Annotated in this window: 23 protein-coding genes; 16 read left to right on the top strand and 7 right to left on the bottom strand. The window is 64.3% G+C overall.

Annotation, left to right across the window (positions count from 1 at the left end):
* The first annotated feature begins 3 nt into the window (after positions 1 to 3).
* The 4 genes from AC1DMG_RS07530 to AC1DMG_RS07515 all read left to right on the top strand — a co-directional run bounded on the left by AC1DMG_RS07530 (position 4) and on the right by AC1DMG_RS07515 (position 3,577).
* Positions 4 to 729: a phosphatase PAP2 family protein gene (locus AC1DMG_RS07530; protein ID WP_441604880.1), complete on the top strand. Its 726-nt coding sequence runs from the start codon at positions 4 to 6 to the stop codon at positions 727 to 729.
* Between the two features lie 149 nt (positions 730 to 878).
* On the top strand, positions 879 to 1,544 hold the full coding sequence (locus AC1DMG_RS07525) for a response regulator (protein WP_441604881.1): 666 nt from the start codon (positions 879 to 881) through the stop codon (positions 1,542 to 1,544).
* A complete protein-coding gene (locus tag AC1DMG_RS07520; RefSeq protein WP_441604882.1) occupies positions 1,541 to 2,932 on the top strand; it encodes an ATP-binding protein in 1,392 nt (463 codons plus the stop codon). The genes AC1DMG_RS07525 and AC1DMG_RS07520 overlap by 4 nt, the downstream gene beginning before the upstream one ends.
* Before the next feature lie 183 nt (positions 2,933 to 3,115).
* Positions 3,116 to 3,577 (top strand): hypothetical protein, encoded by a 462-nt coding sequence (locus AC1DMG_RS07515; protein ID WP_441604883.1) that lies wholly within the window; start codon positions 3,116 to 3,118, stop codon positions 3,575 to 3,577.
* A gap of 85 nt (positions 3,578 to 3,662) precedes the next feature.
* Here the strand turns inward: AC1DMG_RS07515 and AC1DMG_RS07510 are convergent, their stop codons facing one another.
* The 4 genes from AC1DMG_RS07510 to AC1DMG_RS07495 form a co-directional block, all read right to left on the bottom strand.
* Positions 3,663 to 6,407 carry an ATP-binding protein gene (locus AC1DMG_RS07510; RefSeq protein WP_441604884.1) on the bottom strand — a complete coding sequence of 915 codons (2,745 nt, stop codon included), beginning with the start codon at positions 6,405 to 6,407 and terminating at the stop codon, positions 3,663 to 3,665.
* Positions 6,408 to 6,647: 240 nt separating this feature from the next.
* Positions 6,648 to 7,967, bottom strand: coding sequence for a sensor histidine kinase (locus AC1DMG_RS07505; protein WP_441604885.1), 1,320 nt, complete (start codon positions 7,965 to 7,967; stop codon positions 6,648 to 6,650).
* The gene (locus AC1DMG_RS07500; RefSeq protein WP_441611522.1) at positions 7,964 to 8,704 is read right to left on the bottom strand and encodes a response regulator; all 741 of its coding nucleotides are present in this window, start codon (positions 8,702 to 8,704) and stop codon (positions 7,964 to 7,966) included. The genes AC1DMG_RS07505 and AC1DMG_RS07500 overlap by 4 nt, the downstream gene beginning before the upstream one ends.
* 35 nt (positions 8,705 to 8,739) lie before the next feature.
* Complete coding sequence (locus tag AC1DMG_RS07495; RefSeq protein WP_441604887.1) at positions 8,740 to 9,282, bottom strand: redoxin domain-containing protein; 543 nt, start codon at positions 9,280 to 9,282, stop codon at positions 8,740 to 8,742.
* A 307-nt stretch (positions 9,283 to 9,589) separates the two neighbouring features.
* Here AC1DMG_RS07495 and AC1DMG_RS07490 point away from each other — a divergent pair, with 307 nt between their 5' ends.
* The 9 genes from AC1DMG_RS07490 (at position 9,590) to AC1DMG_RS07450 (ending at position 14,847) form a co-directional block, all read left to right on the top strand.
* Positions 9,590 to 10,003, top strand: coding sequence for an organic hydroperoxide resistance protein (locus AC1DMG_RS07490; RefSeq protein WP_477180359.1), 414 nt, complete (start codon positions 9,590 to 9,592; stop codon positions 10,001 to 10,003).
* A 35-nt stretch (positions 10,004 to 10,038) separates the two neighbouring features.
* Positions 10,039 to 10,314 carry a BufA1 family periplasmic bufferin-type metallophore gene (locus tag AC1DMG_RS07485; RefSeq protein ID WP_441604889.1) on the top strand — a complete coding sequence of 92 codons (276 nt, stop codon included), beginning with the start codon at positions 10,039 to 10,041 and terminating at the stop codon, positions 10,312 to 10,314.
* On the top strand, positions 10,311 to 10,775 hold the full coding sequence (locus tag AC1DMG_RS07480; RefSeq protein ID WP_441611524.1) for a DoxX family protein: 465 nt from the start codon (positions 10,311 to 10,313) through the stop codon (positions 10,773 to 10,775). The genes AC1DMG_RS07485 and AC1DMG_RS07480 overlap by 4 nt, the downstream gene beginning before the upstream one ends.
* 54 nt (positions 10,776 to 10,829) lie before the next feature.
* Positions 10,830 to 11,612: an alpha/beta fold hydrolase gene (locus AC1DMG_RS07475; protein WP_441604893.1), complete on the top strand. Its 783-nt coding sequence runs from the start codon at positions 10,830 to 10,832 to the stop codon at positions 11,610 to 11,612.
* Positions 11,613 to 11,661: 49 nt separating this feature from the next.
* Positions 11,662 to 11,943 carry a BufA2 family periplasmic bufferin-type metallophore gene (gene bufA2 / locus AC1DMG_RS07470; protein ID WP_441604894.1) on the top strand — a complete coding sequence of 94 codons (282 nt, stop codon included), beginning with the start codon at positions 11,662 to 11,664 and terminating at the stop codon, positions 11,941 to 11,943.
* Between the two features lie 58 nt (positions 11,944 to 12,001).
* Positions 12,002 to 12,847 carry an MNIO family bufferin maturase gene (gene bufB, locus AC1DMG_RS07465; RefSeq protein WP_441604895.1) on the top strand — a complete coding sequence of 282 codons (846 nt, stop codon included), beginning with the start codon at positions 12,002 to 12,004 and terminating at the stop codon, positions 12,845 to 12,847.
* Complete coding sequence (locus tag AC1DMG_RS07460; RefSeq protein ID WP_441604896.1) at positions 12,844 to 13,590, top strand: HvfC/BufC family peptide modification chaperone; 747 nt, start codon at positions 12,844 to 12,846, stop codon at positions 13,588 to 13,590. The genes bufB and AC1DMG_RS07460 overlap by 4 nt, the downstream gene beginning before the upstream one ends.
* A 124-nt stretch (positions 13,591 to 13,714) precedes the next feature.
* Positions 13,715 to 14,092 carry a VOC family protein gene (locus tag AC1DMG_RS07455; RefSeq protein ID WP_441604897.1) on the top strand — a complete coding sequence of 126 codons (378 nt, stop codon included), beginning with the start codon at positions 13,715 to 13,717 and terminating at the stop codon, positions 14,090 to 14,092.
* Positions 14,089 to 14,847, top strand: a complete 759-nt coding sequence (locus AC1DMG_RS07450; RefSeq protein WP_441604898.1) for an AraC family transcriptional regulator — start codon at positions 14,089 to 14,091, stop codon at positions 14,845 to 14,847. Before AC1DMG_RS07455 ends, AC1DMG_RS07450 begins: the two co-directional genes overlap by 4 nt.
* A 40-nt stretch (positions 14,848 to 14,887) precedes the next feature.
* Here the strand turns inward: AC1DMG_RS07450 and AC1DMG_RS07445 are convergent, their stop codons facing one another.
* On the bottom strand, positions 14,888 to 15,214 hold the full coding sequence (locus AC1DMG_RS07445) for an RcnB family protein (protein ID WP_441604899.1): 327 nt from the start codon (positions 15,212 to 15,214) through the stop codon (positions 14,888 to 14,890).
* 309 nt (positions 15,215 to 15,523) lie between these two features.
* A complete protein-coding gene (locus AC1DMG_RS07440; protein WP_441604900.1) occupies positions 15,524 to 15,877 on the bottom strand; it encodes an antibiotic biosynthesis monooxygenase family protein in 354 nt (117 codons plus the stop codon).
* 289 nt (positions 15,878 to 16,166) lie between these two features.
* Between AC1DMG_RS07440 and AC1DMG_RS07435 the strand changes: the two genes are divergently transcribed.
* Together AC1DMG_RS07435 and AC1DMG_RS07430 are read left to right on the top strand one after the other, a co-directional pair.
* Positions 16,167 to 17,030, top strand: a complete 864-nt coding sequence (locus AC1DMG_RS07435; protein ID WP_441604901.1) for a Tll0287-like domain-containing protein — start codon at positions 16,167 to 16,169, stop codon at positions 17,028 to 17,030.
* A gap of 2 nt (positions 17,031 to 17,032) precedes the next feature.
* Entirely contained in the window at positions 17,033 to 17,716 is a 684-nt protein-coding gene (locus tag AC1DMG_RS07430) for a toll/interleukin-1 receptor domain-containing protein (protein WP_441604902.1), read from the top strand.
* Between the two features lie 45 nt (positions 17,717 to 17,761).
* Here the strand turns inward: AC1DMG_RS07430 and AC1DMG_RS07425 are convergent, their stop codons facing one another.
* Positions 17,762 to 18,559, bottom strand: coding sequence for a hypothetical protein (locus AC1DMG_RS07425; protein ID WP_441611526.1), 798 nt, complete (start codon positions 18,557 to 18,559; stop codon positions 17,762 to 17,764).
* A 951-nt stretch (positions 18,560 to 19,510) separates the two neighbouring features.
* On the opposite strand from AC1DMG_RS07425, the gene AC1DMG_RS07420 reads away from it, so the two are divergent.
* Positions 19,511 to 19,696 (top strand): transposase (locus tag AC1DMG_RS07420; protein WP_477180176.1); only part of this gene is annotated, 186 nt, incomplete at its 3' end.

Genomic DNA, 19,696 nt, shown 5'->3' with positions numbered 1-19,696 from the left:
ACGATGAAGTTCAAGCACACCCTCCTTGCCCTGCTGTTGATCGCACCGTCCCTGTCCGCTGCCAAGGACACGCATGCCGACGTCTACCTGAGCACCGCCCAAGTCGACGCGGTGATGTCCGCTCTGCCCCCGCCGAGCGCGCCGGGCAGCGCGGAAGACCAGGCCGATCGCGATGCCACCGATCGCGCCTTCGCCGCGCGCTCTTCCTCTGATTTCGCCCAGGCGAAGCAGGAAGAGAAATTCAACGCATTCGACTTTGCCCCGGTGATCGGCGCGGATTTTCGTGCAGACAAGCTCCCTCACGTGGCCGCGCTGTTCAAGGAAGCCGAACACGAGACCAAGGAAGCCGTCGACCTCTCCAAGAACCACTGGAAGCGCGTGCGCCCCTGTCCGCCGGCGTCGGACTGCGCGATGCATCCCGAAGCGTTGGCGAAGAAGAGCTTCGGCTATCCCAGCGGTCATGCCAGCCGCGCCACGGTGGACGCCATCCTGCTCGCGCAACTGTTTCCGCAGGATGCCGATGCGTTGATGCAGCACGCCCGCGACATCGGCTGGCGCCGCGTGGTGAAGGGCGTGCACACGCTGCAGGACATCTACGCGGGCCGCGAATTCGGCCAGGCACTCGCCACCGACATGCTCGCTTCGCCTGCCTTGCAGCACGATCTCGCGGCCGCCCGCGAGGAATTGCGTGCGGCTGGCCTGGTGCCCACCGCTTCCAAGGCCCCCTAGTACCTGTCCGCGGGCTCCGCATGGCTCGCGGGCAGGTGCGATTGCCCAGGGATGGGCAGCTTTTCCCGGGACGGTAACAAAACGGAAAGACAATCGAACGCTGACCCGGCGGGCCCCATGGCCCGCCGTTCTCGTAGCCGAGGCATGCGATGCACATCATCCTGGTGGAAGACGATCTGGAATTGGGCGCGGCGATTCAGCGCGCACTTGAACGCCTGTCGTACGCGGTGACCTGGATCACCGATGGCGCGCAGGCCATCGGGGCGATGCAGGACCAGACGGCCGACCTGGTGCTGCTCGATCTGGGCCTGCCCGGCAAGGACGGCCTGGACATCCTCACCGAGGCACGCCGCAACGACATACGCACGCCTGTGCTCATCCTCACCGCGCGCGATGCCGTGCAGGCGCGCGTGCATGGCCTCGATGCCGGTGCGGACGACTACCTCACCAAGCCATTCCATCTCGATGAACTGGGCGCGCGCATCCGTTCGCTCACGCGCCGCATGCAAGGCCTGGCCGCCAATCGCATCGAAGCCGGCGCGCTGTGCCTGGATCTGGCCACCCTGGAAGTCACCTTCCGCGGCGACAGGGTGGATCTGACCCGCCGCGAAATGTCGCTGCTGCAGACCTTGATGGAACGCAGCGGCCGCGTCGTCCGCCGCGACACGCTGGAGAGTTCGCTCTACGGCAGCGAGCGCCAGGTGACCGACGGCGCGCTCGATGTGCTCGTGCATTCGCTGCGCCGCAAGCTGAGCTTCGACACGATCCAGAACGTGCGCGCATTTGGCTACATGATTCCGCGGGACCCGCGGTGAAGCCCACCAGCCTGCGCGGTCGCCTGCGCTGGATGATCATCGCGCTGTTGCTGCTGTTCCTGTTGCCGCTGGCGTTCTACAGCTTTCGCCGCACCAGCTCCGAAATGGCCGTGCTGTCCGATGCCCGCCTGGCCGAGGCGGCGCACACCATCGCCACGCTGATCCAGCAAGCCGGCGTCCAGACCTTTGCTGGCCATGAGGGCCTGCTGGTTCCCGTGCAGAAGAAAAGCGTGCTGGCTGCGCAGGGCGAAGTAGCCACGCACGAGTCGGAAGTGGGATTCCAGGTGTTCGACCGGCAAGGCAGGCTGGTGCTGGGCACGATCAACCTGATGACCTTGCCGGCCACCCCGGATGATCGCTCGGCCTACCACGACCTGAAAAAGCAGCACCACGTGTGGCGCGTGTTCAACTACGTCGATCCGAACAGCGCTTATGTGATCCGCGTCGCCGACCGTTACGACAGTCGCGAAGACATCGTGCACACGCTGTGGCTCGATCACGGCCTGCCCTTCTTGTTCGGGCTGCCCGTGCTGGCGCTGCTGGTCGGTTGGGCGGTGGGTCGCGGACTGCGTCCACTGGCCAGCCTCACCACGGCCTTGTCCGAGCGCGAGCCCGGCAGCCGCGCACGCATCGTGTTGCCTGACGCACCGCGCGAACTTCGTCCGGTGCTCAACGCCCTCAACGAGCAGCTCGACCGCCAGGAAGACGCGCTGGAACGCGAGCGCCGCTTCAGCGCCGACGTGGCGCATGAGCTGCGCACACCGCTGGCCTCGATCCAGCTCAACCTGGAAAGCGCCATGGAGACCGTCGATCCCGACGAGATCCAGGACAGTCTCGCCGGCGCCCACGGCAGCGTCGTCACGCTAGGCCGCCGCATCGAACAGCTGCTTGCGCTGGCCAAGCTGGAGGCGGGTGCGGCATCCAGCCCGTTCGAGGCAGTGGACCTGGTCGACCTTGCCGGTGGGGTGGTCCAGGAACTCACGCCCGGCCTGCAGCGCCGTGGCGTTGAATTGGGTTTCGTGCTGCATGACAGCCGCGTGGTCGTGCAAGGCTATGCGCCCGCCCTGGTGGCCTTGCTGCGTAATCTGCTGGAGAACTCGCTGCGCTATGTACCCGCCGGCGGTCGCATCCAGCTTGCGGTAGTGCAGAACCAGCAGGAAGCCACGCTGGAAGTCATCGACAACGGGCCCGGCATCCCGCTCGAGCGACGCCATGCCGTGTTCGCCCGCTTCCATCGCGAAGCCGGCAGCCGCGGCGAAGGCTATGGCCTGGGCCTTTCCATCGTGGCCCGGGCCGCCAGCCTGCACCGCGCCACCATCGAATTGCTCGACTCGCCGTTTGGCCGCGGGTTGCGCGTGCGGGTTTCCATTCCTTTGCTGTGTCCTTGAGCAGCGCGCCAAACGCGCTGTAAGAGCCCGACTAAGCGACCACTAAGCGTGGCTTGACGAATTTCTAGCGATAAGCACAACGGCAGGCAACCGAATCGTGGGCGCCATCGGAATCGCAGGATATTTCAGTAGTCATTAAGCCCCGCAGCCCGAGCATCGACTCCAGTTCAACGGAGGTGTGCCATGAAGAAGTTCGCACTTGCTCAACGCGTAGTGCTTGGCCTGGCGGTGGCGTCCACCGCGATGGTGCCGATGGCTGCATCCGCGCGCGATGGCTGGGGGCACGACAACGGCTATCGCGGGGGCCACGATCGAGGCAACTGGAACCATGATCGAGGCGGCTGGGGCCGCGATCGCGGCGACTGGCATCACGATCGCGGATACCACGGCGGTCACGGCAATGCCGGCAACTGGATCGCGGGCGCCATTGTCGCCGCGACGGTAGCCGGCATCGTGACGCAGGCGGTGGCGCCTGCCCCGACGTACTATCAACCCGCGCCGACGTATTACCAGCAGGCGCCCGTGGTTTACCGCCAGCCTGCCACCGTGGTGTATGAGCAGCCGCAGGAAGGGCAGGTCATCTATGAGCAGCCCAGCGACGGCTACCAGCAGGGCTATCAGCAGGGCTACCAGGACGGGTATTGAGCCCTGAGCTCACGCAGCGACGTTCGAAGAGAGCCCGGCACCCGCCGGGCTCTCTTGCTTTGGCCAGGGCGAACGATACGGCCGATCAGCGCGCGTGACTCTTCTCAAGCAGATCCGCCAGCACGTCGGCGATATCGTGCTGCCGAAACGGCTTGGACAGGCGCGGCAGCTCGGCGACGGTGTCGTCGTTGAGCGACGCGAAGCCGGTAATCATCAACACTGGCAGCGCCGGTCGCAGTTGCACGGCTTCGCTCGCCAGCTGCGTGCCGGACATGCCGGGCATCGCATAATCGGTCACCAGCACGGCCACATCGAGGCCTGCACGCAACAGCGCCAGTGCCTCATGGCCGGACGACGCCTGCCGCACCACGTAGCCTGCATCGCTCAGCATGTCGGCCGTGCCGGAACGCACCAGTTCCTCGTCATCGACGAGCAGGACGTGCGCACCCTGTCCGCGGCGCAGCAGCGATGTCACCGCGGGTGGCGCCGCCTGCTCGTCCACGCCCTGGGTGGATGCGGGCAGCCACAAGGTGGCTGTGGTTCCGCGTCCCGGCGTGCTGGCGAGCGCGAAGTCGCCACCCGATTGGGCGGCCAGGCCATGCACCATCGACAGGCCAAGGCCGGTGCCCTGCCCCTTCGCCTTGGTGGTGAAGAACGGCTCGACGGCGCGCTTGAGCGTGTCCTCATCCATGCCTGCGCCCGTATCGGACACTGAGACGCGGATATAGCGCCCCTCGGCGAGCTTCGCGTGCTGCACGACGTGGTCCAGGTCGACGCTGACGGTGAGCGCGCCACCATCGACCATGGCATCGCGCGCATTCACAGCAAGATTCAACAGCGCCAGCTCGAACTGGTTGGGATCCATGATGGCCAACGGCAGCCCGGCCACGCATTCGATCTTCAACAGCACCTGCGGCCCCAGCGAACGGACCAGCAGATCCTCCATGCCGTTCACCAGCTGGCGCAGATTGACCGGTCGCGCCTGCAGATGTTGTCGACGCGCAAACGCCAGCAGGCGCTGCACCAGGGTGCGCGCGCGCTCGGCGGCCTGCAGCCCCGCGCCGGTGAGGCGGCGGGTGCGTTCGTCGTCCTCATGGATGTGCGCCACCATGTCCAACGCACCCACGATGGGCGTGAGCAGATTGTTGAAGTCGTGCGCCACGCCGCCGGTGAGCTGGCCGATGGTTTCCAGTTTCTGCATCTCGTGCACATGCGCCAGCGCCGCTTCGCGTTGGGCCACCGCCTGCGCCACGCGCTCGGCGAGTTCGCGATTGAGCAGCAGCAGTTCGTCTTCGGCACGCTTGCGGGCGCTGACGTCCTTGAACAGCACGGCCACCTGGCGGCGCTCGGGCGGCTCGATGCGGAAGGCGGCGAGTTCGAGGTAGCGGCCGGTCGCCTCCAGCTCGCGCTCGAAGCGCACGGCTTCGCCAGTGAGCAGCACACGGCGATAGATCTCCACCCATGCCCCGGCCTCATCGGGCACCATGTCGCGCACCTTTTTGCCGACGATGTTGGGAATGCCCGTGTTCACGCTGTATGCGGGGTTGGCCTCAATGTGCACGTAGTCGCTCAACGGTCCATGTGGTCCGTCCAGGAACTCGATGACGCAGAAGCCTTCGTCGATCTCGTTGAACAGTGTCTGGTACTTCGCTTCGCTCAGCGCGAGTTTCTGTTCCGCGCGACGGCGCTCTTCCAGATCGATGAGCACGCCAGGAAACGAAGCGGCCTTGCCGTCGCCACCCTGGTCGACGCGACCATTGGCTTCGACCCAGTAGTAGTTGCCGTCGGCACGGCGCACGCGATATTGGTGCGCATACGGACCGCCGTGCTCGATCGCCTCGGCAATCGCCCGTTCCAGGCGCGGCCGGTCGTCGGGATGGACGGTGGCGAGGACCTGCGCAAGGCTCAGCCCGACGCGCCCCAGTGCAGGATCAAGTCCAAAACTGACCGCGAACTTTTCGTCGACGGTGAGGCGATCATGCGGCAGATCCCACATCCAGGTGCCGATGATCGCGCCAGCCGACAGCGCCAACTGCACGCGGTCGGCATCCTGTCGCTGGCGGGCTTCGGACTCGCGCAACAAGGTCTCGGCGCGTGCGCGTTCGGAGGCCGACCAGGTGCGCTCTGCAACCGAGCGCGCAAACTGCGCATCGTCATCATTCCAGTGGCGCGAAGCCGGATAGGTGACGTGAAAGGCGCCCACGGCGATGTGGTTGCGCGATACGGGAATGTCGAGCCGACAAGGATCGGCCGCCATGTCATCGCCACCCAAGTCTGCGTAACTGACGGCTTCCACCGGCAATTCGCGTTGCAGCAATTCAACTGCCACGGCTTTGGCGCCGTCCGCATCGGCGATCTGGCGCAAGGAGTCTTCCAGCTGCAGCAAGGATGCCTGCCGCCGCGCGCTCACTACCCGGCCGGTGGTCTCCGAGACGATGCACAACACGCCGCCGACCGAGCCGTCCGCTTCGGGCACCGCGGAATAGGAGACATCGAAGTACACCGTTTCACCGTAACCGTGGCGTTCGATATAGAACGGGCGATCGTTCGCCGTGAAGGTACGGCCGGTCGTGCGCACGCCTGTCAGCAAAGGCTCGAGATCGTCCCAAAGCTCCGCCCAGTTTTCCGCACCTGGGCGACCCAATGCGCGCGGGTGCTTGTCGCCGATAGTGGGCGCATACGCATCGTTGTAGAGCGCGACGAACTGCGGCCCCCAGAACAACACGATCTGCGCCTGCGCTGCCAGCAGCATGCCGACCGTGGTGCGCAGGCTCGGGGACCAGGTGTTGGACAAACCCAGCGGCGATTGCGACCAGTCAAGATCCCGCATGGCGGCCCCCAAGCTGCCTGGGCTTGAGGGAGCAAATTCCATCTGCGTGCTGCCGACAACGGGTTCGGGCATAGGACACTTCACTCGGGCCTGTAGTAGAAGAACTGGCGTGCCGCGGCGGGCTTGGAACTTAGTGAAGCCCCATGGCCGCCACCGAGCTCAGGGTTTGCCCAGTCTCATATCGCGTGGAGCGTGTAGGCGCTGACAAAAAAGCCCATTGCTCTACGCAACACCTGCCGCTCACGGCAGGCTGATGATGGCCTTGAGGCCACCCCCTTCCCGGTTGCACAACCGCAGCTGACCGCCGATCGAAGCGATGAGCTGTGCGGCAATGGCCAACCCCAGCCCCGCGCCGCCGGTGTCACGATTGCGTGACGATTCCAGGCGATAGAACGGCTGCAGCACCTGCTCCAATTCGTGCTCGGGAATGCCGGGGCCGTGATCGGCAATGATGACGCTGAATCCACCCGATCCGTCGTCCTGCACCGCGACCTCCGCCGCACCGCCGTACTTGATCGCGTTATCGATCAGGTTGGCCAGCACGCGACGCAAGGCCTGCGGGCGAACGGTGGCGGTGGCAGCCACCTGACCGGTCATCGATACCGGCCGCCCCACATCCTGATAGTCGAACACCAGACTCTCGACGAAGGCGCCCAGGTCCATTCGTACCGGTGTTTCCGAGCCGCCGTGCGCACTGCGCGCATAGGCCACGCCTTCGCGCACCAGATGCTCGAGCTCCTTCAGATCCTCGACAATGCGCTGCTGTTCTGGCGACTCGTCCAACGCTTCCACGCGCAAACGCATGCGGGTGATCGGCGTCTGCAGGTCGTGCGAGATGGCAGCGAGGATGTGCAGGCGCTCTTGCAGATGGCGCGCAATGCGGTCCTGCATGGTGTTGAACGCCTTGGCCGCACGCGCCACTTCGACCGGTCCTTCCTGCGACATGCGCGGGCCGTCAGCGGTGGGCGTCATGGCATCGGCGGCGGCCGCAAGCGTGCTCAGCGGACGCGTGGCAAACCGTACCGCCAGCCACGTGCAGATCAACAGCAGGATCACCTGCAGGATGAAAACGAACGGCAGCCAGCTGGCGACCGGCTTCATGTAAGGCGTGATTTGCAGCGTCAGCGGCGAGCCGTCGTGCAGGGTGAAGTGGACCTGATACCGTTCAGGCGCCGTCGAAATGGTATTGCCGTATACGCGGAAGTCGGGCCCGACCTCCTTGGCGATCATGCTGGTCACGTACGCGGAGCGCTGGTTGGAGAGATGATTGCCGGGCTCGCCTGGACCGAGGATGTAGAAGTAGTTGTCGCGCTCCAGGCGGTTGAGCCAGCGCGGGCGCTCCGCCGCCGGCAGCCGGTCGATCACCGCCACCGAGGTGCCCACGTCGTGTTCCAACGTGTTGAACATCACCGCGGTCGCGCTCTGCATCCGCTCCATATAGAGCAGCGCGAACGACAGGCCCTGCGCCAGCATCAAGCCCGCGAAGATGATCAGGTAGAGCCGCGACGCCATGCTGCGCGGCAGCCAGCGACGCGGCTCGATAACGGTTGCGGCGTTCATGGTTCCTGACCGTTGAGGATCACCGGCATCGAGAACACATAGCCCTCGCTGCGCACGGTCTTGATATAGGTCTGGTCGCGGGCGCCGTCCTGCAGACGTTGGCGCAGGCGGCTCACCAGCAGATCGATCGAACGATCGAACAGCTCCGCGTCCCTGCCCTGGGTGAGGTTGAGCAGCTGGTCGCGCGACAACACGCGTTGCGGATGATCGAGAAACACGCGCAGCAGGCGAAATTCCGCGCCGCTCAGCGACACCACCGTGCCGTCCTCATCAAGCAGATGGCGCGCCGTGGTATCCAGGCGCCAACGTCCGAACGCAATGCTGTCGCTGCTCTCGGTCACGCGCAGGTTGGGTGGCAGCATGCGCGTGCGGCGTATCACCGCCTTGATGCGCGCCAGTAGCTCACGCGGCGAGAATGGCTTGGTGACGTAATCGTCCGCACCCATTTCCAGACCGATGATGCGATCGGTCTCGTCGTCACGCGCCGTGAGCAGCACCACCGGCACATGCTTGTGCTTGCCGCCGCGCAGGGTGCGGCACAGCACCAGGCCATCGTCGCCGGGCATCATGATGTCGAGCACGACCAGGTCGAACGCCGAGGTATCCAGCTGCGCGAACATCTCGCGGCCGTCGGCGGCGCCGGTGGCGCGCAAGCCGTTCTTGCGCAGGTAATCCACGATGCCGGTGCGGATGCCGTGGTCGTCATCGACGACCAGGACCTGGTCGATGTGTTCCATGCTGTCTCCCATGATCTGATGCCGTATCGCCTGCCTTACGCCTTGCCGAGCAGCTGGCGGATACGTTCCTCGGTACGATCGTAGTCGCCTTCGCCCACGTGGCGATAGACCACGTGGCCCTCGCGGTCGATCAGATAGATCGCCGGCCAGTAGCGATTGCCCCAGGCGTTCCAGATCCGGTAGTCGTTGTCCATCGCCACCGGATATTTGATGTCGAGCGCGCCGATGGCGTCCTTGAGTGCGTGGGCATCGCGCTCCTCGTCGTACTCGGGGGTATGCACGCCGACCACCACCAGGCCGTCAACCGCGTAACGGTCGTAGAGCGCCTTGGTATGCGGCAGCACATGCACGCAGTTGATGCATTCACGCGTCCAGAACTCCACCAGCACCACCTTGCCGCGCAGCGACTGCATGGTCAGCGGCGGCGAGTTGAACCATTGATTGGCGCCGGCAAAATCGGGGGCCACCGCCTGGGTGGTGGGGGTCTGTGCATTGGCGATGCTCGACGCACCGGGCCAGGCGGCGACCAGGGCTGCGCCGAAAGCCGCGGCAGCAAGGGCATAACGCAGAAGTTTCATGGATGGGGTTCTCCTCAGGACATCAGGGACGGCGCACGCGCCAGGGTGATGTGTATGAGAACAGCCCGGTTTGTATCGGGGATGTCGTGCGCACCGGCTTTTTGTATCGCTTTGTATCTGCCCTGCCAGCCCGCATGGGGCCTGCCGGGCGCCGGTTTGTATCCGAATGTATCGGCGGGGCGCCGTTACACATTTCGATGCTGTTCGACCAGGAGCGCGACACATCGCGGATACGCGGCGACGGTTTCATGGCCACACCGGCTGATCGACAGCCAAGCCAACCAAACCAAGCCAAGGAAAACCTCCCATGTCAGACCGCACCGTTCTCTACACCGGCAAGACCACCACCACCGGCGGCCGCGATGGCCAGTCGCACAGCAGCGACGGCCAGCTCGACATCAAGTTGTCGCCCCCGGGTTCCGGCAAGGCCGGCACGAATCCGGAGCAGCTGTTTGGCACAGGCTGGTCGGCCTGCTTCATCGGCGCCATGGGTCTTGCCGCTCGCGCCAACAAGATCGCCCTGCCGGCAGACACCCGCGTGTCCACTGAAGTGGACCTGGTGCAGGGCAGCGACGGTTATGCGCTGCAGGCGCGTCTCAACGTGTCCCTGCCGGGCGTCGACCGCGACGTCACGCAGCAGCTGATCGACGCCGCCCACCAGACCTGCCCGTACTCCAAGGCGACGCGCGGAAACATCGACGTCGTGATCACGCTCGTCTGAGCCATCCCAGCCATCGAACCCAAGGAAATCCTCCGATGAATCGCACACGTGCCACGCTCGCCGCCACCTTCGCCCTCAGCCTCGCCGCATTCGCCGCGAGCGGCCACGCCGAAGACGCCAAGAAGCCGATGGAAAAGTGCTACGGCGTCGCCCTTGCCGGCAAGAACGATTGCGCAGCCGGTCCCGGCACCAGCTGCGCCGGCACCTCCAAGGCGGACTTTCAGGGCAATGCCTGGGTACTGGTCGACAAAGGCACCTGCACCACCATCAAGACGCCCAAAGGGCATGGCACGCTCGAGGCCAAGTCGTGATCAGTACGCAGATCGTCGCGCAGTCGCCGAGGACGCTGACCGCCCGACGCCACTCGTCTCTGCTGCCCGACGCACTGCTCTTGCTGGTGGCGCGTCTGGGCATTGCGGCGGTGTTCTTCCAGTCGGGACGCACGAAGGTCGAAGGTTTCCTCTCGATCAAGCCCTCGACGTACGACTTGTTCGCATCGGAATACCGCCTGCCGCTGATTCCATCCGACTGGGCCGCCCGCCTGGCGACGGGTGCGGAACATCTGTTCCCGCTGCTGCTGGTGCTGGGTTTGTCCACGCGGATCTCCGCACTGGCGCTGCTGGGCATGACCACGGTGATCGAGATTTTCGTATACCCGGACGCATGGCCGACGCATCTGAGCTGGGCGGCGCTGCTGCTGCCGCTGGCCGTGCGCGGTGGTGGCACGTGGTCGCTCGACCAGCTCTTGCGCCAGCGCCGCACGCCGCACTGAACACGACGACCTCAACCACGACTTTTCATCCCTGATTACCGAAAGGACACACCCATGCGTACCCTGCTGAGCCTCACCATCGCCTTGATGGCATCGATGGGCCCTGCCCTCGCCGACGAGGCGCCCAAAGCCGCACCCACGCCGACCTCCGTCCCCGTTGGCGTCAAGAACATCGTGATCGTGCCCGGCGCCTTCGTCGACGGCTCCGGCTGGCGCGTCGTGCACGACATCCTGATCCACAAGGGCTACCACGTCACCGTCGAGCAGCCGCGCATCGAAACGCTGGCCGACGATATCGACCTGACCCGCGAGCTGATCCGCCAACAGGACGGTCCCGTTGTTCTGGTCGGCCACAGCTATGGCGGCGCCGTCATCACCATGGCCGGCAATCGCGACAAGGTGAAGGCCCTGGTCTATGTGGCCGGCGTGCAGCCGAGCGAAGGCGAGAGCCTGAGCCAGTTGGTCGGCTCGATGCCGTCGCCGAGCAACGACATCGTCGCCACTCGGGATGGCCACCTGTATGTGGAGCCGTCGAAATTCGCTGCCGATTTCGCCGCCGACCTCACCCCAAACCGCACCAACTTCTTCGCCGTGTCGCAGGCACAGGCCACCTCAGCCGCGTTCAACGCCACGGTGTCTGCGGCCGCGTGGCACAGCAAGCCCAGCTGGGCCGTGCTCACCACCGAAGACCATGCACTCAGCCCCGACCTGCAGCGCTGGATGTACCAGCGTGCCGGCTCCAAGGTCACCGAAATCAAGGCCAGCCACCTCGTCTACATCTCGCAGCCCGAAGCGGTGGCGAAGGTGATCGAGGAAGCCGCCACCAGTGTGCATTGAGCACATCCCGTCCCGTCCCATCGAACTTCATCCATCAAGGAATCTGAGCATGACTACCGCCTCCATCAAGCGCACCAGCTTCGCCTCCGCCGCCGCGCTCGTCGCCCTCGCCGTCGCCTCGATCGCCTCGCCCGTGCGTGCGGCCGATCAGTCCGGCGCCAAAGAAGAGCCCGTGCGTTGCTACGGCGTCAACACCTGCAAGGGCACCAGCCTGTGCGCCACCGCCAAGAACGATTGCAAGGGCCTCAACACCTGCAAGGGCCAGGGCGTCGTTGTGAAGACCAAGAGCGCCTGCGTCGCCGAAGGCGGCACGCTTACCGAACCGAAGTAAGTCGCTTGCGGGGCTCTGCATGGTGCAAGCCCCGCTTTCTCCTCTTAAGGACCCTGCCATGTTCATGCCACCTCCAAGCTTTGCTGGTTTCGGCCTCGGCCTGCGCAAGGAGCATTACCGCGACTTTCTCGAGACCAAGGTGCCGGTCGATTTCGTCGAGGTGATCTCCGAGAACTTCATGGTGGATGGCGGCCAGCCGCGTCACATCCTGCGCCAGGTGCGCGAGCGTCATCCGGTGGCCTTGCATGGTGTGTCGATGTCGATTGGTTCGGCCGACGGTCTCGACCATGATTACCTGCGCCGACTGCGTGCGCTCGTCGACGAGATCCAGCCACTGTTCGTGTCCGATCACCTGAGCTGGTCACGCGTGGCGGGCTTCAACTCCCACGACCTGCTGCCGCTTCCGTATACCAACGAAGCGCTCGATCTGGTCTGCCGACATATCGACATGGCTCAGGAGGCACTGGGGTGCTCGATGCTGTTCGAGAACCCCTCCAGTTACGTGGCCTTTGCCGAGAGCGACATGACCGAGTGGGAGTTCCTTGCGGCGATGTCGCGTCGCACCGGCTGCGGGCTGCTGCTGGACGTGAACAATGTCTATGTGAGCTCGCGCAACCACGGCCTTGATCCGTACGCCTTCCTGCGCGGCCTGCCTGCCGAGCGCGTGCGCCAGATCCATCTGGCAGGCCACACCGAAGTCACTGATCTGCTGATCGACACGCACGACCAACCCGTATGCGACGACGTGTGGTCGCTCTATGCCGAGGCCATGTCGCTGCTCGGACCAGTCGCCAGCATGATCGAGCGCGACGATGCCATTCCGCCCCTGGCCGAACTGCTGGACGAACTGGCGATCGCACGTTGCATCAGCGAGCGCGCCCGGGACCTGCGGGAGGCCGCATGACGCTCGCAGAGCTGCAGCGCGATTTTCGCGACTGGCTGACCCGGGCTTCGCCCGACGCCGCGCGGCGCGTCGATCCCCGCGCGGGGATGGGCATGACGGTCTACCAGAACAATTACCGCGCCCAGCTGGTGAGCGTGCTGGAAGCGAGCTATCCGCTGCTGCACGCCTGGCTGGGTTCGACGCTGTTTCTTGAAGCGGCCATCCGCCATATCGACAGCCGACCGCCGCATGGCTGGACGCTCGATGCGTATGGCGCTGATTTCGACGACACGCTGCGCGGCATGCTGCCGGACAATCCCGACGTGCACGAGCTCGCGTGGATCGAATGGTCCTTGTCCGAGTCCTTCGTGGCGCCGGATGCAACGCCGCTGTGCAGCGATCAGCTGGCCGACGTCGATTGGGATACGGCACGCCTCCAACTCGCGCCGAGCCTGCGCCAGCGATCGGTGACGACGAATGCGCCGGACCTGTGGTCTACGTTGCAACAGGCCGCCGAAGTACCGGAAAGCGAAATGCTCGCGGTGCCTGGCGGAGTTGTGACGTGGCGGCAGGGTTATACCTGCCAGCTGAAGCAGATCGACGCGGTGGAACACGACGCCCTGCTCTTGCTGCGCGACGATCCACGTTTCAGCGCGCTCTGCGATGCCCTGGTGGCGCGCCTCGGCGAAGACGCAGGCATCGCCCGGGCCGGCGAACTGCTGGCCAGCTGGATCGCGGCGGGCATCGTCACCGGCGTCAGCTGAAAAGCGGACGGCGGCAGCGCGAGCCATAGTGGCGCACGACAGTCGGTTTCTGGCATATCTTAGGGCGCGCGCCATTGCCGGCGCGGATAAGCTGATCGTGGTTCTTCCTCCAAGGAGCTGCCCGATGCCCGCCGTATTTCGTCACTTCGCGATCAACGCCGACGATGTGGGACGCGCCAGGGGTTTCTACGAGCGCGTGTTTGGCTGGTCGTTCACGCCCTGGGGGCCGCCCGGCTTCTACCAGATCAAAAACGCCGGACAAGGACTGCTCGGCGCACTGCAGGAACGGCGCGACATCGTTCCCGGCGTACGCATGGCGGGCTACGAAGCGAGTTTCGGCGTGGCGGATCTGAAGGCCACCATCGCCGCCATCGAAGCCAGCGGCGGCAAGATCCTGATGCAGCCCTACCGCATCGACGGCGTCGGCGAGCTGATCTATTTCGAAGACACGGAAGGCAACTTTGTCGGCGCGATGCAATACGAGCCGGGCGTGTTCGATTGAATGACGAGGGCGAGAACCAGGACGTCCGCACGCTCGCGCTGAGCTTTCACGCGGGCACGTTGCTGGCCGAGCACCAGCATCGCTGGGGCCAGCTGGTGTTCGCAGCCTCTGGCGTCATGCAGGTCATCACCGATACGGCGGCGTGGTTTATCCCCGGCACGCGGGCCATCTGGCTGCCAGCCGGCATCAGGCACAGCATCAGGATGCAGGGTGAAGTCAGCCTGCGCACGCTCTACATCCGTCCCTCGCGCGCGACGCCCTTGCCAGGCCAGCCCGCCGTGCTTGAAGTCGTGCCGCTGCTGCGCGAGTTGATCCTGCATGTCGTTGGGATCGGCATGCTCACGCCGGAGCAGCCGCAACACGATCGCCTGGCGGGCCTGCTGGTTGACCTGCTGTGCCAGGCGCGTAGCGAAGACCTGATGTTGCCCCTGCCGCAGAGCAGACGCGCAGCGAAGTTGGCAGAGATACTTCTTTGTGCGCCTGGCGATGAGCGCGACCTGCCAGCGCTGTCCAACGAGGCAGGCGCCAGCTTGCGCACCCTGCAACGACTGTTTCCACAGGAGACCGGACTGACCATCGAAGCCTGGCGACAAAAGGCTCGCATGATCCACGCCGTCACGATGCTCTCCACCGGCGCCAGCGTGGCGCAAACCGCGCTCGATTGCGGCTATCTCAGCCTCGCTGCATTCAGCAGCGCGTTCCGCAGGCAGTTTGGCGCATCACCGGGGCGTTATCGATTGCGGCAACGTCGGTGATGCGCCATGGACAGCCCTGAGGCGACTGAAGCTGGATCGACTAGTGGCTCATCAAGATGTCGGCGATCACGCCGGAGGTAACTGCTACCAACAGGAATTCGCCATTGTCGCTACGAACCCAGTGGTAGCCGCGTGGCGGCTCGCGCAGATGCTCCGAGCGCCAGTCCGAAACCACGTAGCGGTCGTCGCGATACTCGCGCGGAACGGCGCCGCCCTTCTTGTACCAGCCTTCTTTCGCACCACGGTCATGCATCACGGCATTTTCCTGATGATGCTCATCGCCGGGGGGATGCTCGTGCTCCTGGGCCATCACTGCGTTGGAGAGGAGAAGCGCGGCGGCCATCGCTGCGGCTAGTGTCGTTTTCATGAGTTGCGTCCTTATTCAATGTCACATTTTCTTGCGAATCGAAGTGTCTTGCGCCAACGGCAGAGTCGCCGCGCAACACACTTACTTTCATCAAGTCACGAACGTGTGACATTGGTGTAGCGCCTACCGCTGCCATTCATCGGCGAGACCGGCCTGATGCATCCTGCAGTTGGGATGCTCGCGAACCCACGAGGACGCACAGGGTCCGTTTGGATCATCAGTCAATGCGCACTTCTCCGCGTGATGACCACGCCCAGGCAGCACAACGGATGCACGACCGCGCAGGTGGCCGGCCCGCTCGCGACGTCATCACGCAGACGGCGTCGCTTCATCGGCGTCGTGCGCAAGCGGCGCCAGGAAATCCGCCACCGGCTCAAGCACGAGTTCCGGCAGGCTTTCAGCAATGCAATCCCGCAGTCGCTGCCACGCTTGCGGATCGACCGACGCGCGCGCCAACCCTTCGGCCTTGGCTTCCGCCGATGGCCATTGCGTATAGCTGTACCAAAGTCGATCCGGTCCCCGGTGCAGGCGCGAACCCAGCGAGCCACGTTCGCTACGCAGCAACTGGGTGATCCTCGACCAGGCTTCGACGAAGGTCGCTTCGGAGCCGGGATGCAAGCGCCAGCGGTAGATGGCGCAAAACGGAGGTGCGGCACTGCTCATGGCGTTCCTTTCGGCAACCGGGGTTGGGATGGTCAACGAGCCGAGGCAAACGTTCCGATGGACGGGCCGGGCCTGCGCACCTGACGTTACCGCGCCCCTTGCCGCGCTGACAAACCCCCAATGAGCTCCAAACCCAACGTCAAGCGGCCGAGCCCCGCCTCCGGCGCTTTGTGTCATGATTTCCCGGTGGCAGGAGTAACGTGACTGCAGGACGCAACGGACGTTCCAACCGTCATGAACTCCGTCGGGACCAGGTCGGCAGATCTGCGTTCCGGCAAGGGAGCCGAGCGTGCTGCTGCGGATCAACCTGATACTGCTCGTCGCCTTCGCGCTCGGCATGATCGCGATCTCCCTGGTGGTGACCTCCACCCTGCAGCAAAACGCGACGCGCGAAGTGCTGGCGCAGGCCGGCCTGATGATGGACAGCGCGGCGGCGATCCGCTACTACACCGAAACCGAGATCGTCCCACTGCTGGACGACAAGATGGCCAGCGCGTTTCGCCCGCAGAGCGTGCCGTTCTATGCGGCGACGCAGAACTTCCTCACGCTGCACAAAACACACCCCGACTACGCCTATAAGGAAGCCACGCTCAATCCGACCAATCCACGCGATCGCGCGACGGACTGGGAGGCCGACATCGTGCAGCGCTTCCGCAACGACAGCAGCGCCCGGGAGATGAGCGGGACACGCGATACCCCGATGGGGCGGACGCTTTACCTGGCGCGCCCGATCCGTGTCGATGCCGGCTGCCTGGGTTGCCACAGCCTGCCCTCGGCAGCGCCCGCAACCATGCTCGCGCGCTACGGCAGCGACAACGGCTTTGGCTGGCAAGCGAACGAAGTGGTCGGCGCGCAGATCGTCTCGGTGCCATTCGCCAGCGCCGAAGCCAGCGCCGGGCGCGTTCGTCGCGACGTGCTCAGTGCCATCGCCGCGATGCTGGTCATCGTGCTCATGGTCGTCAATGCGTCGCTCTACGTGCTGGTGATCCGCCCGGTGCGGCGCATCGCGCGAATAGCCGACCAGGTGAGCCTGGGCGATGACTCAGCTCCCGATTTTCCGAGCGGCGGCGGTTCTGAAGTGGCCGCGTTGTCGGCGGCCTTCAACCGCATGCGCAAGAGCCTGGACAAGGCAATGAAACTGCTGGGCCGCTGACCATGGCACACGACGTGTTCGTCAGCTATTCGCAGCCGGATCGACAAGTGGCGTTCGCGCTGGTGCAGCGCCTGGAGGCGCGCGGCATGCGCGTATGGATCGCACCGCGCGACATCTCCCCAGCAGCAGACTGGGCCGCCGAAATCATCGATGCGATCACCAGTGCACGACTGATGTTGCTGATCTTCTCCGCCAGCAGCAACGATTCGGGTCAGGTGCGGCGCGAGGTCGAGCGGGCCGTGCACAAGCAATTGCCGATCCTTCCGTTTCGGCTGGAGAACGTACTGCCATCCAAGAGCCTGGAGTACTTCCTCAGCACCCAGCACTGGATGGATGCCTTCCCGCCACCGCTAGAGCCGCATATCGATCGTCTATGCGATTACCTCGACAACGCGCTCGGCAGAGTCGACACCATCGACTCCATCACCGAACAGCAGCCAGGTCGGAACACTGCGCATACGGGCACCACGCATCCAACCGCCAGCGTCGACGCGGCGCATCTGCGCCTGCTTGAAATGGAACTGGCCAGGCACATCGGCCCCGTGGCCGGACATCTGGTACGTCGGGCCACGCTGGGCGGCTGCGATCTGGAGACGCTCGCCCGACGCCTCGCACCAGAGATCGATGGCGAGGTCGAACGTCGGCGCTTTCTTGAAGCGTGCTGGCGAATTGGCAAGGGACACTAGAAGGCGCGTCGATCGTGCATGGGTGCCCTCCATGCCGATTCGCCCTCACGAAACAGCACTCATCACCGAAGACAGTACGTGCCATCCGCTCGCGTCATGCGCCATCACCGCCGTATACCAGCCGGCGCAAAGGGGACCGCAGTAGTAGCTATAGGCCACGTCGTAATTGCCATCCTGACGACGAACCGGAAGGCCGACGGCAAAGCGTATGGCCATGGAACCGTTCGCCGCCCCCTGTGTCCAGGTGCTTCCCGGAAAGGCTTCGATATGGTCCTTCCGGAGGTCGGCGAGGTTTTCTGGTGGCAGGTCCACTTGCCCTCCGGTGTCCGGGGAGGGAATGCTCACGAAATAACGCGTCTTCGGCGCAGCAGTGTTCCTGGGACGATCCGCATTCACCTGATATCGCAGGATGACTTCCGCCAACTGCTTCAAGTCAGGCGCGGGATGTTTCCTGGCCAGCGCCAATGCATCCGTCTTCTGACGGATGCTGGCCACCAGTGAATGGAGATCTTCCTTGGCAACGCAATCCGTCGCGGGCGGCGCTTCAAGGCATGCAAGAGCGGTGGACTCGTTGACTCGCGCCACGAAGTGCTTCGTGGTCTGGGAATCGAGCGACGCGTCGATCTGGATCACCCACTCGCGAGCCGCCGGGTCAAAATTAATGCCCGGCACGGCAAAGTCATGGCTACCCGTCACGCGGCCCGCCAGCATCACCGCGATGTTGCTGGCGGCCTGGCCATCGATCAGCGGTTCGGGCTTTGCGTCGGCCGCCAGCACCAACGGGCTCGCCAGCCATCCGATCAAGAAGCCGACGAATATCCCTAAGCGATCATGCAACGTCATGATCCATCCTCCCATGGTGACAACCGCCCGGCTTCGGCATGGCCTCGGGGTCCACTCGAGACAAAACGAAGCTCTCGACGTCAGGAAACGGAAATTGAGCGCTGGATGCGATCGCTATCTCCAAGTGCTCTTCGGTCTGAGGGTCTTCAAACTCCAACTGATCCACCGTCACCGTACGCATGGCATTCCTTAACGCTCAAATGGGCATGAACTTTCTTCCCGACCTAGACCACGTCTCGCTCGCATTCTTGGCTCTGTGGAAATGTCCGTTTCGGGTCGGAAGCGGACATTAGCCCAGTGGCACGAGGGATGTGTCATCCCCATCCGAGCAGTCAAATTGCATCTCAAAGCTCGGCCCGCGCTTGGTCGGTTCCCAGCCAGCGGCCATCGCCCCTCGAATCGCCTTTGCAACAAGTCCTGGGGTAACCACGCCTGAGGGAACGCCAAGGTAGTTATCAGACCTAGGGGCTGACAGCGTCACATGCAACGTGCTCCCACCACCATCAGTTAGCTCAGCTGCAAAGCTTAGCCCTGTCCAGGCATTTGACTGGCTATAGGTCCCTTTACGGCGGACGAGCCATTTGTAGTTGAACTCGTCAACGATGATGTTGCGCGAACCTGCTGACGATATAGCCATACCCCACCTCACGTCGGTCCAATGCTGCTACAGCGACCACGTCCGCTACGGTCCGGAATCAGACATTAGCAGTAACAATCTCGCCCACGCTCTTAATATCCTTCTGCGGTAATGCTCAATAGTTGTCCGCCCACGGCTCTATCGTGGTCAAACCTGATCCTCACCGAGCTTCCGCGCAGACCTGTCCCGTAGGGAACCTCTATATCGATGCGGCGAAGTTGATAGATATGCTTGGCTTGGAAGGCGGACGAGTGGACTGCGGCCGGTTTCACAGACACCGGGTTTAGGTGGGATGATGAAGCCGGAGGTGGTTTATGGGAACACGAAGGACGTTCAGTCGCGAGTTCAAGCTTGAAGCGGTGCGACTGGTTAACGAGCGCGGTGTAGCGGTGACGCAGGCGGCCCGTGATCTGGGGCTGCATGAGAACGTGCTGCGCAAATGGGTACGAGAGCTGGTGGCCGATCCGCAGCAGGCGTTTCCCGGGCAAGGGCAGATGAAG

It is taken from the genome of Dyella sp. 01N36 (assembly GCF_056399745.1).
The sequence above is the reverse complement of the archived record's forward strand: the minus strand, read 5'-3'. Positions and strand labels throughout refer to the sequence as shown.

Excerpts from the sequence above, each read along its gene's own strand:
- AC1DMG_RS07455 (WP_441604897.1), top strand. The coding sequence starts at position 13,715 with ATGCCCGCCGTATTTCGTCACTTCGCGATCAACGCCGACGATGTGGGA.
- AC1DMG_RS07500 (WP_441611522.1), bottom strand. The coding sequence starts at position 8,704 with ATGGAACACATCGACCAGGTCCTGGTCGTCGATGACGACCACGGCATC.
- AC1DMG_RS07505 (WP_441604885.1), bottom strand. The coding sequence starts at position 7,967 with ATGAACGCCGCAACCGTTATCGAGCCGCGTCGCTGGCTGCCGCGCAGC.
- AC1DMG_RS07445 (WP_441604899.1), bottom strand. The coding sequence starts at position 15,214 with ATGAAAACGACACTAGCCGCAGCGATGGCCGCCGCGCTTCTCCTCTCC.
- AC1DMG_RS07530 (WP_441604880.1), top strand. The coding sequence starts at position 4 with ATGAAGTTCAAGCACACCCTCCTTGCCCTGCTGTTGATCGCACCGTCC.
- bufA2 (WP_441604894.1), top strand. The coding sequence starts at position 11,662 with ATGACTACCGCCTCCATCAAGCGCACCAGCTTCGCCTCCGCCGCCGCG.
- AC1DMG_RS07460 (WP_441604896.1), top strand. The coding sequence starts at position 12,844 with ATGACGCTCGCAGAGCTGCAGCGCGATTTTCGCGACTGGCTGACCCGG.
- AC1DMG_RS07515 (WP_441604883.1), top strand. The coding sequence starts at position 3,116 with ATGAAGAAGTTCGCACTTGCTCAACGCGTAGTGCTTGGCCTGGCGGTG.
- AC1DMG_RS07430 (WP_441604902.1), top strand. The coding sequence starts at position 17,033 with ATGGCACACGACGTGTTCGTCAGCTATTCGCAGCCGGATCGACAAGTG.
- bufB (WP_441604895.1), top strand. The coding sequence starts at position 12,002 with ATGTTCATGCCACCTCCAAGCTTTGCTGGTTTCGGCCTCGGCCTGCGC.
- AC1DMG_RS07495 (WP_441604887.1), bottom strand. The coding sequence starts at position 9,282 with ATGAAACTTCTGCGTTATGCCCTTGCTGCCGCGGCTTTCGGCGCAGCC.
- AC1DMG_RS07510 (WP_441604884.1), bottom strand. The coding sequence starts at position 6,407 with ATGCGGGATCTTGACTGGTCGCAATCGCCGCTGGGTTTGTCCAACACC.
- AC1DMG_RS07475 (WP_441604893.1), top strand. The coding sequence starts at position 10,830 with ATGCGTACCCTGCTGAGCCTCACCATCGCCTTGATGGCATCGATGGGC.
- AC1DMG_RS07440 (WP_441604900.1), bottom strand. The coding sequence starts at position 15,877 with ATGAGCAGTGCCGCACCTCCGTTTTGCGCCATCTACCGCTGGCGCTTG.
- AC1DMG_RS07525 (WP_441604881.1), top strand. The coding sequence starts at position 879 with ATGCACATCATCCTGGTGGAAGACGATCTGGAATTGGGCGCGGCGATT.
- AC1DMG_RS07425 (WP_441611526.1), bottom strand. The coding sequence starts at position 18,559 with ATGACGTTGCATGATCGCTTAGGGATATTCGTCGGCTTCTTGATCGGA.
- AC1DMG_RS07485 (WP_441604889.1), top strand. The coding sequence starts at position 10,039 with ATGAATCGCACACGTGCCACGCTCGCCGCCACCTTCGCCCTCAGCCTC.
- AC1DMG_RS07490 (WP_477180359.1), top strand. The coding sequence starts at position 9,590 with ATGTCAGACCGCACCGTTCTCTACACCGGCAAGACCACCACCACCGGC.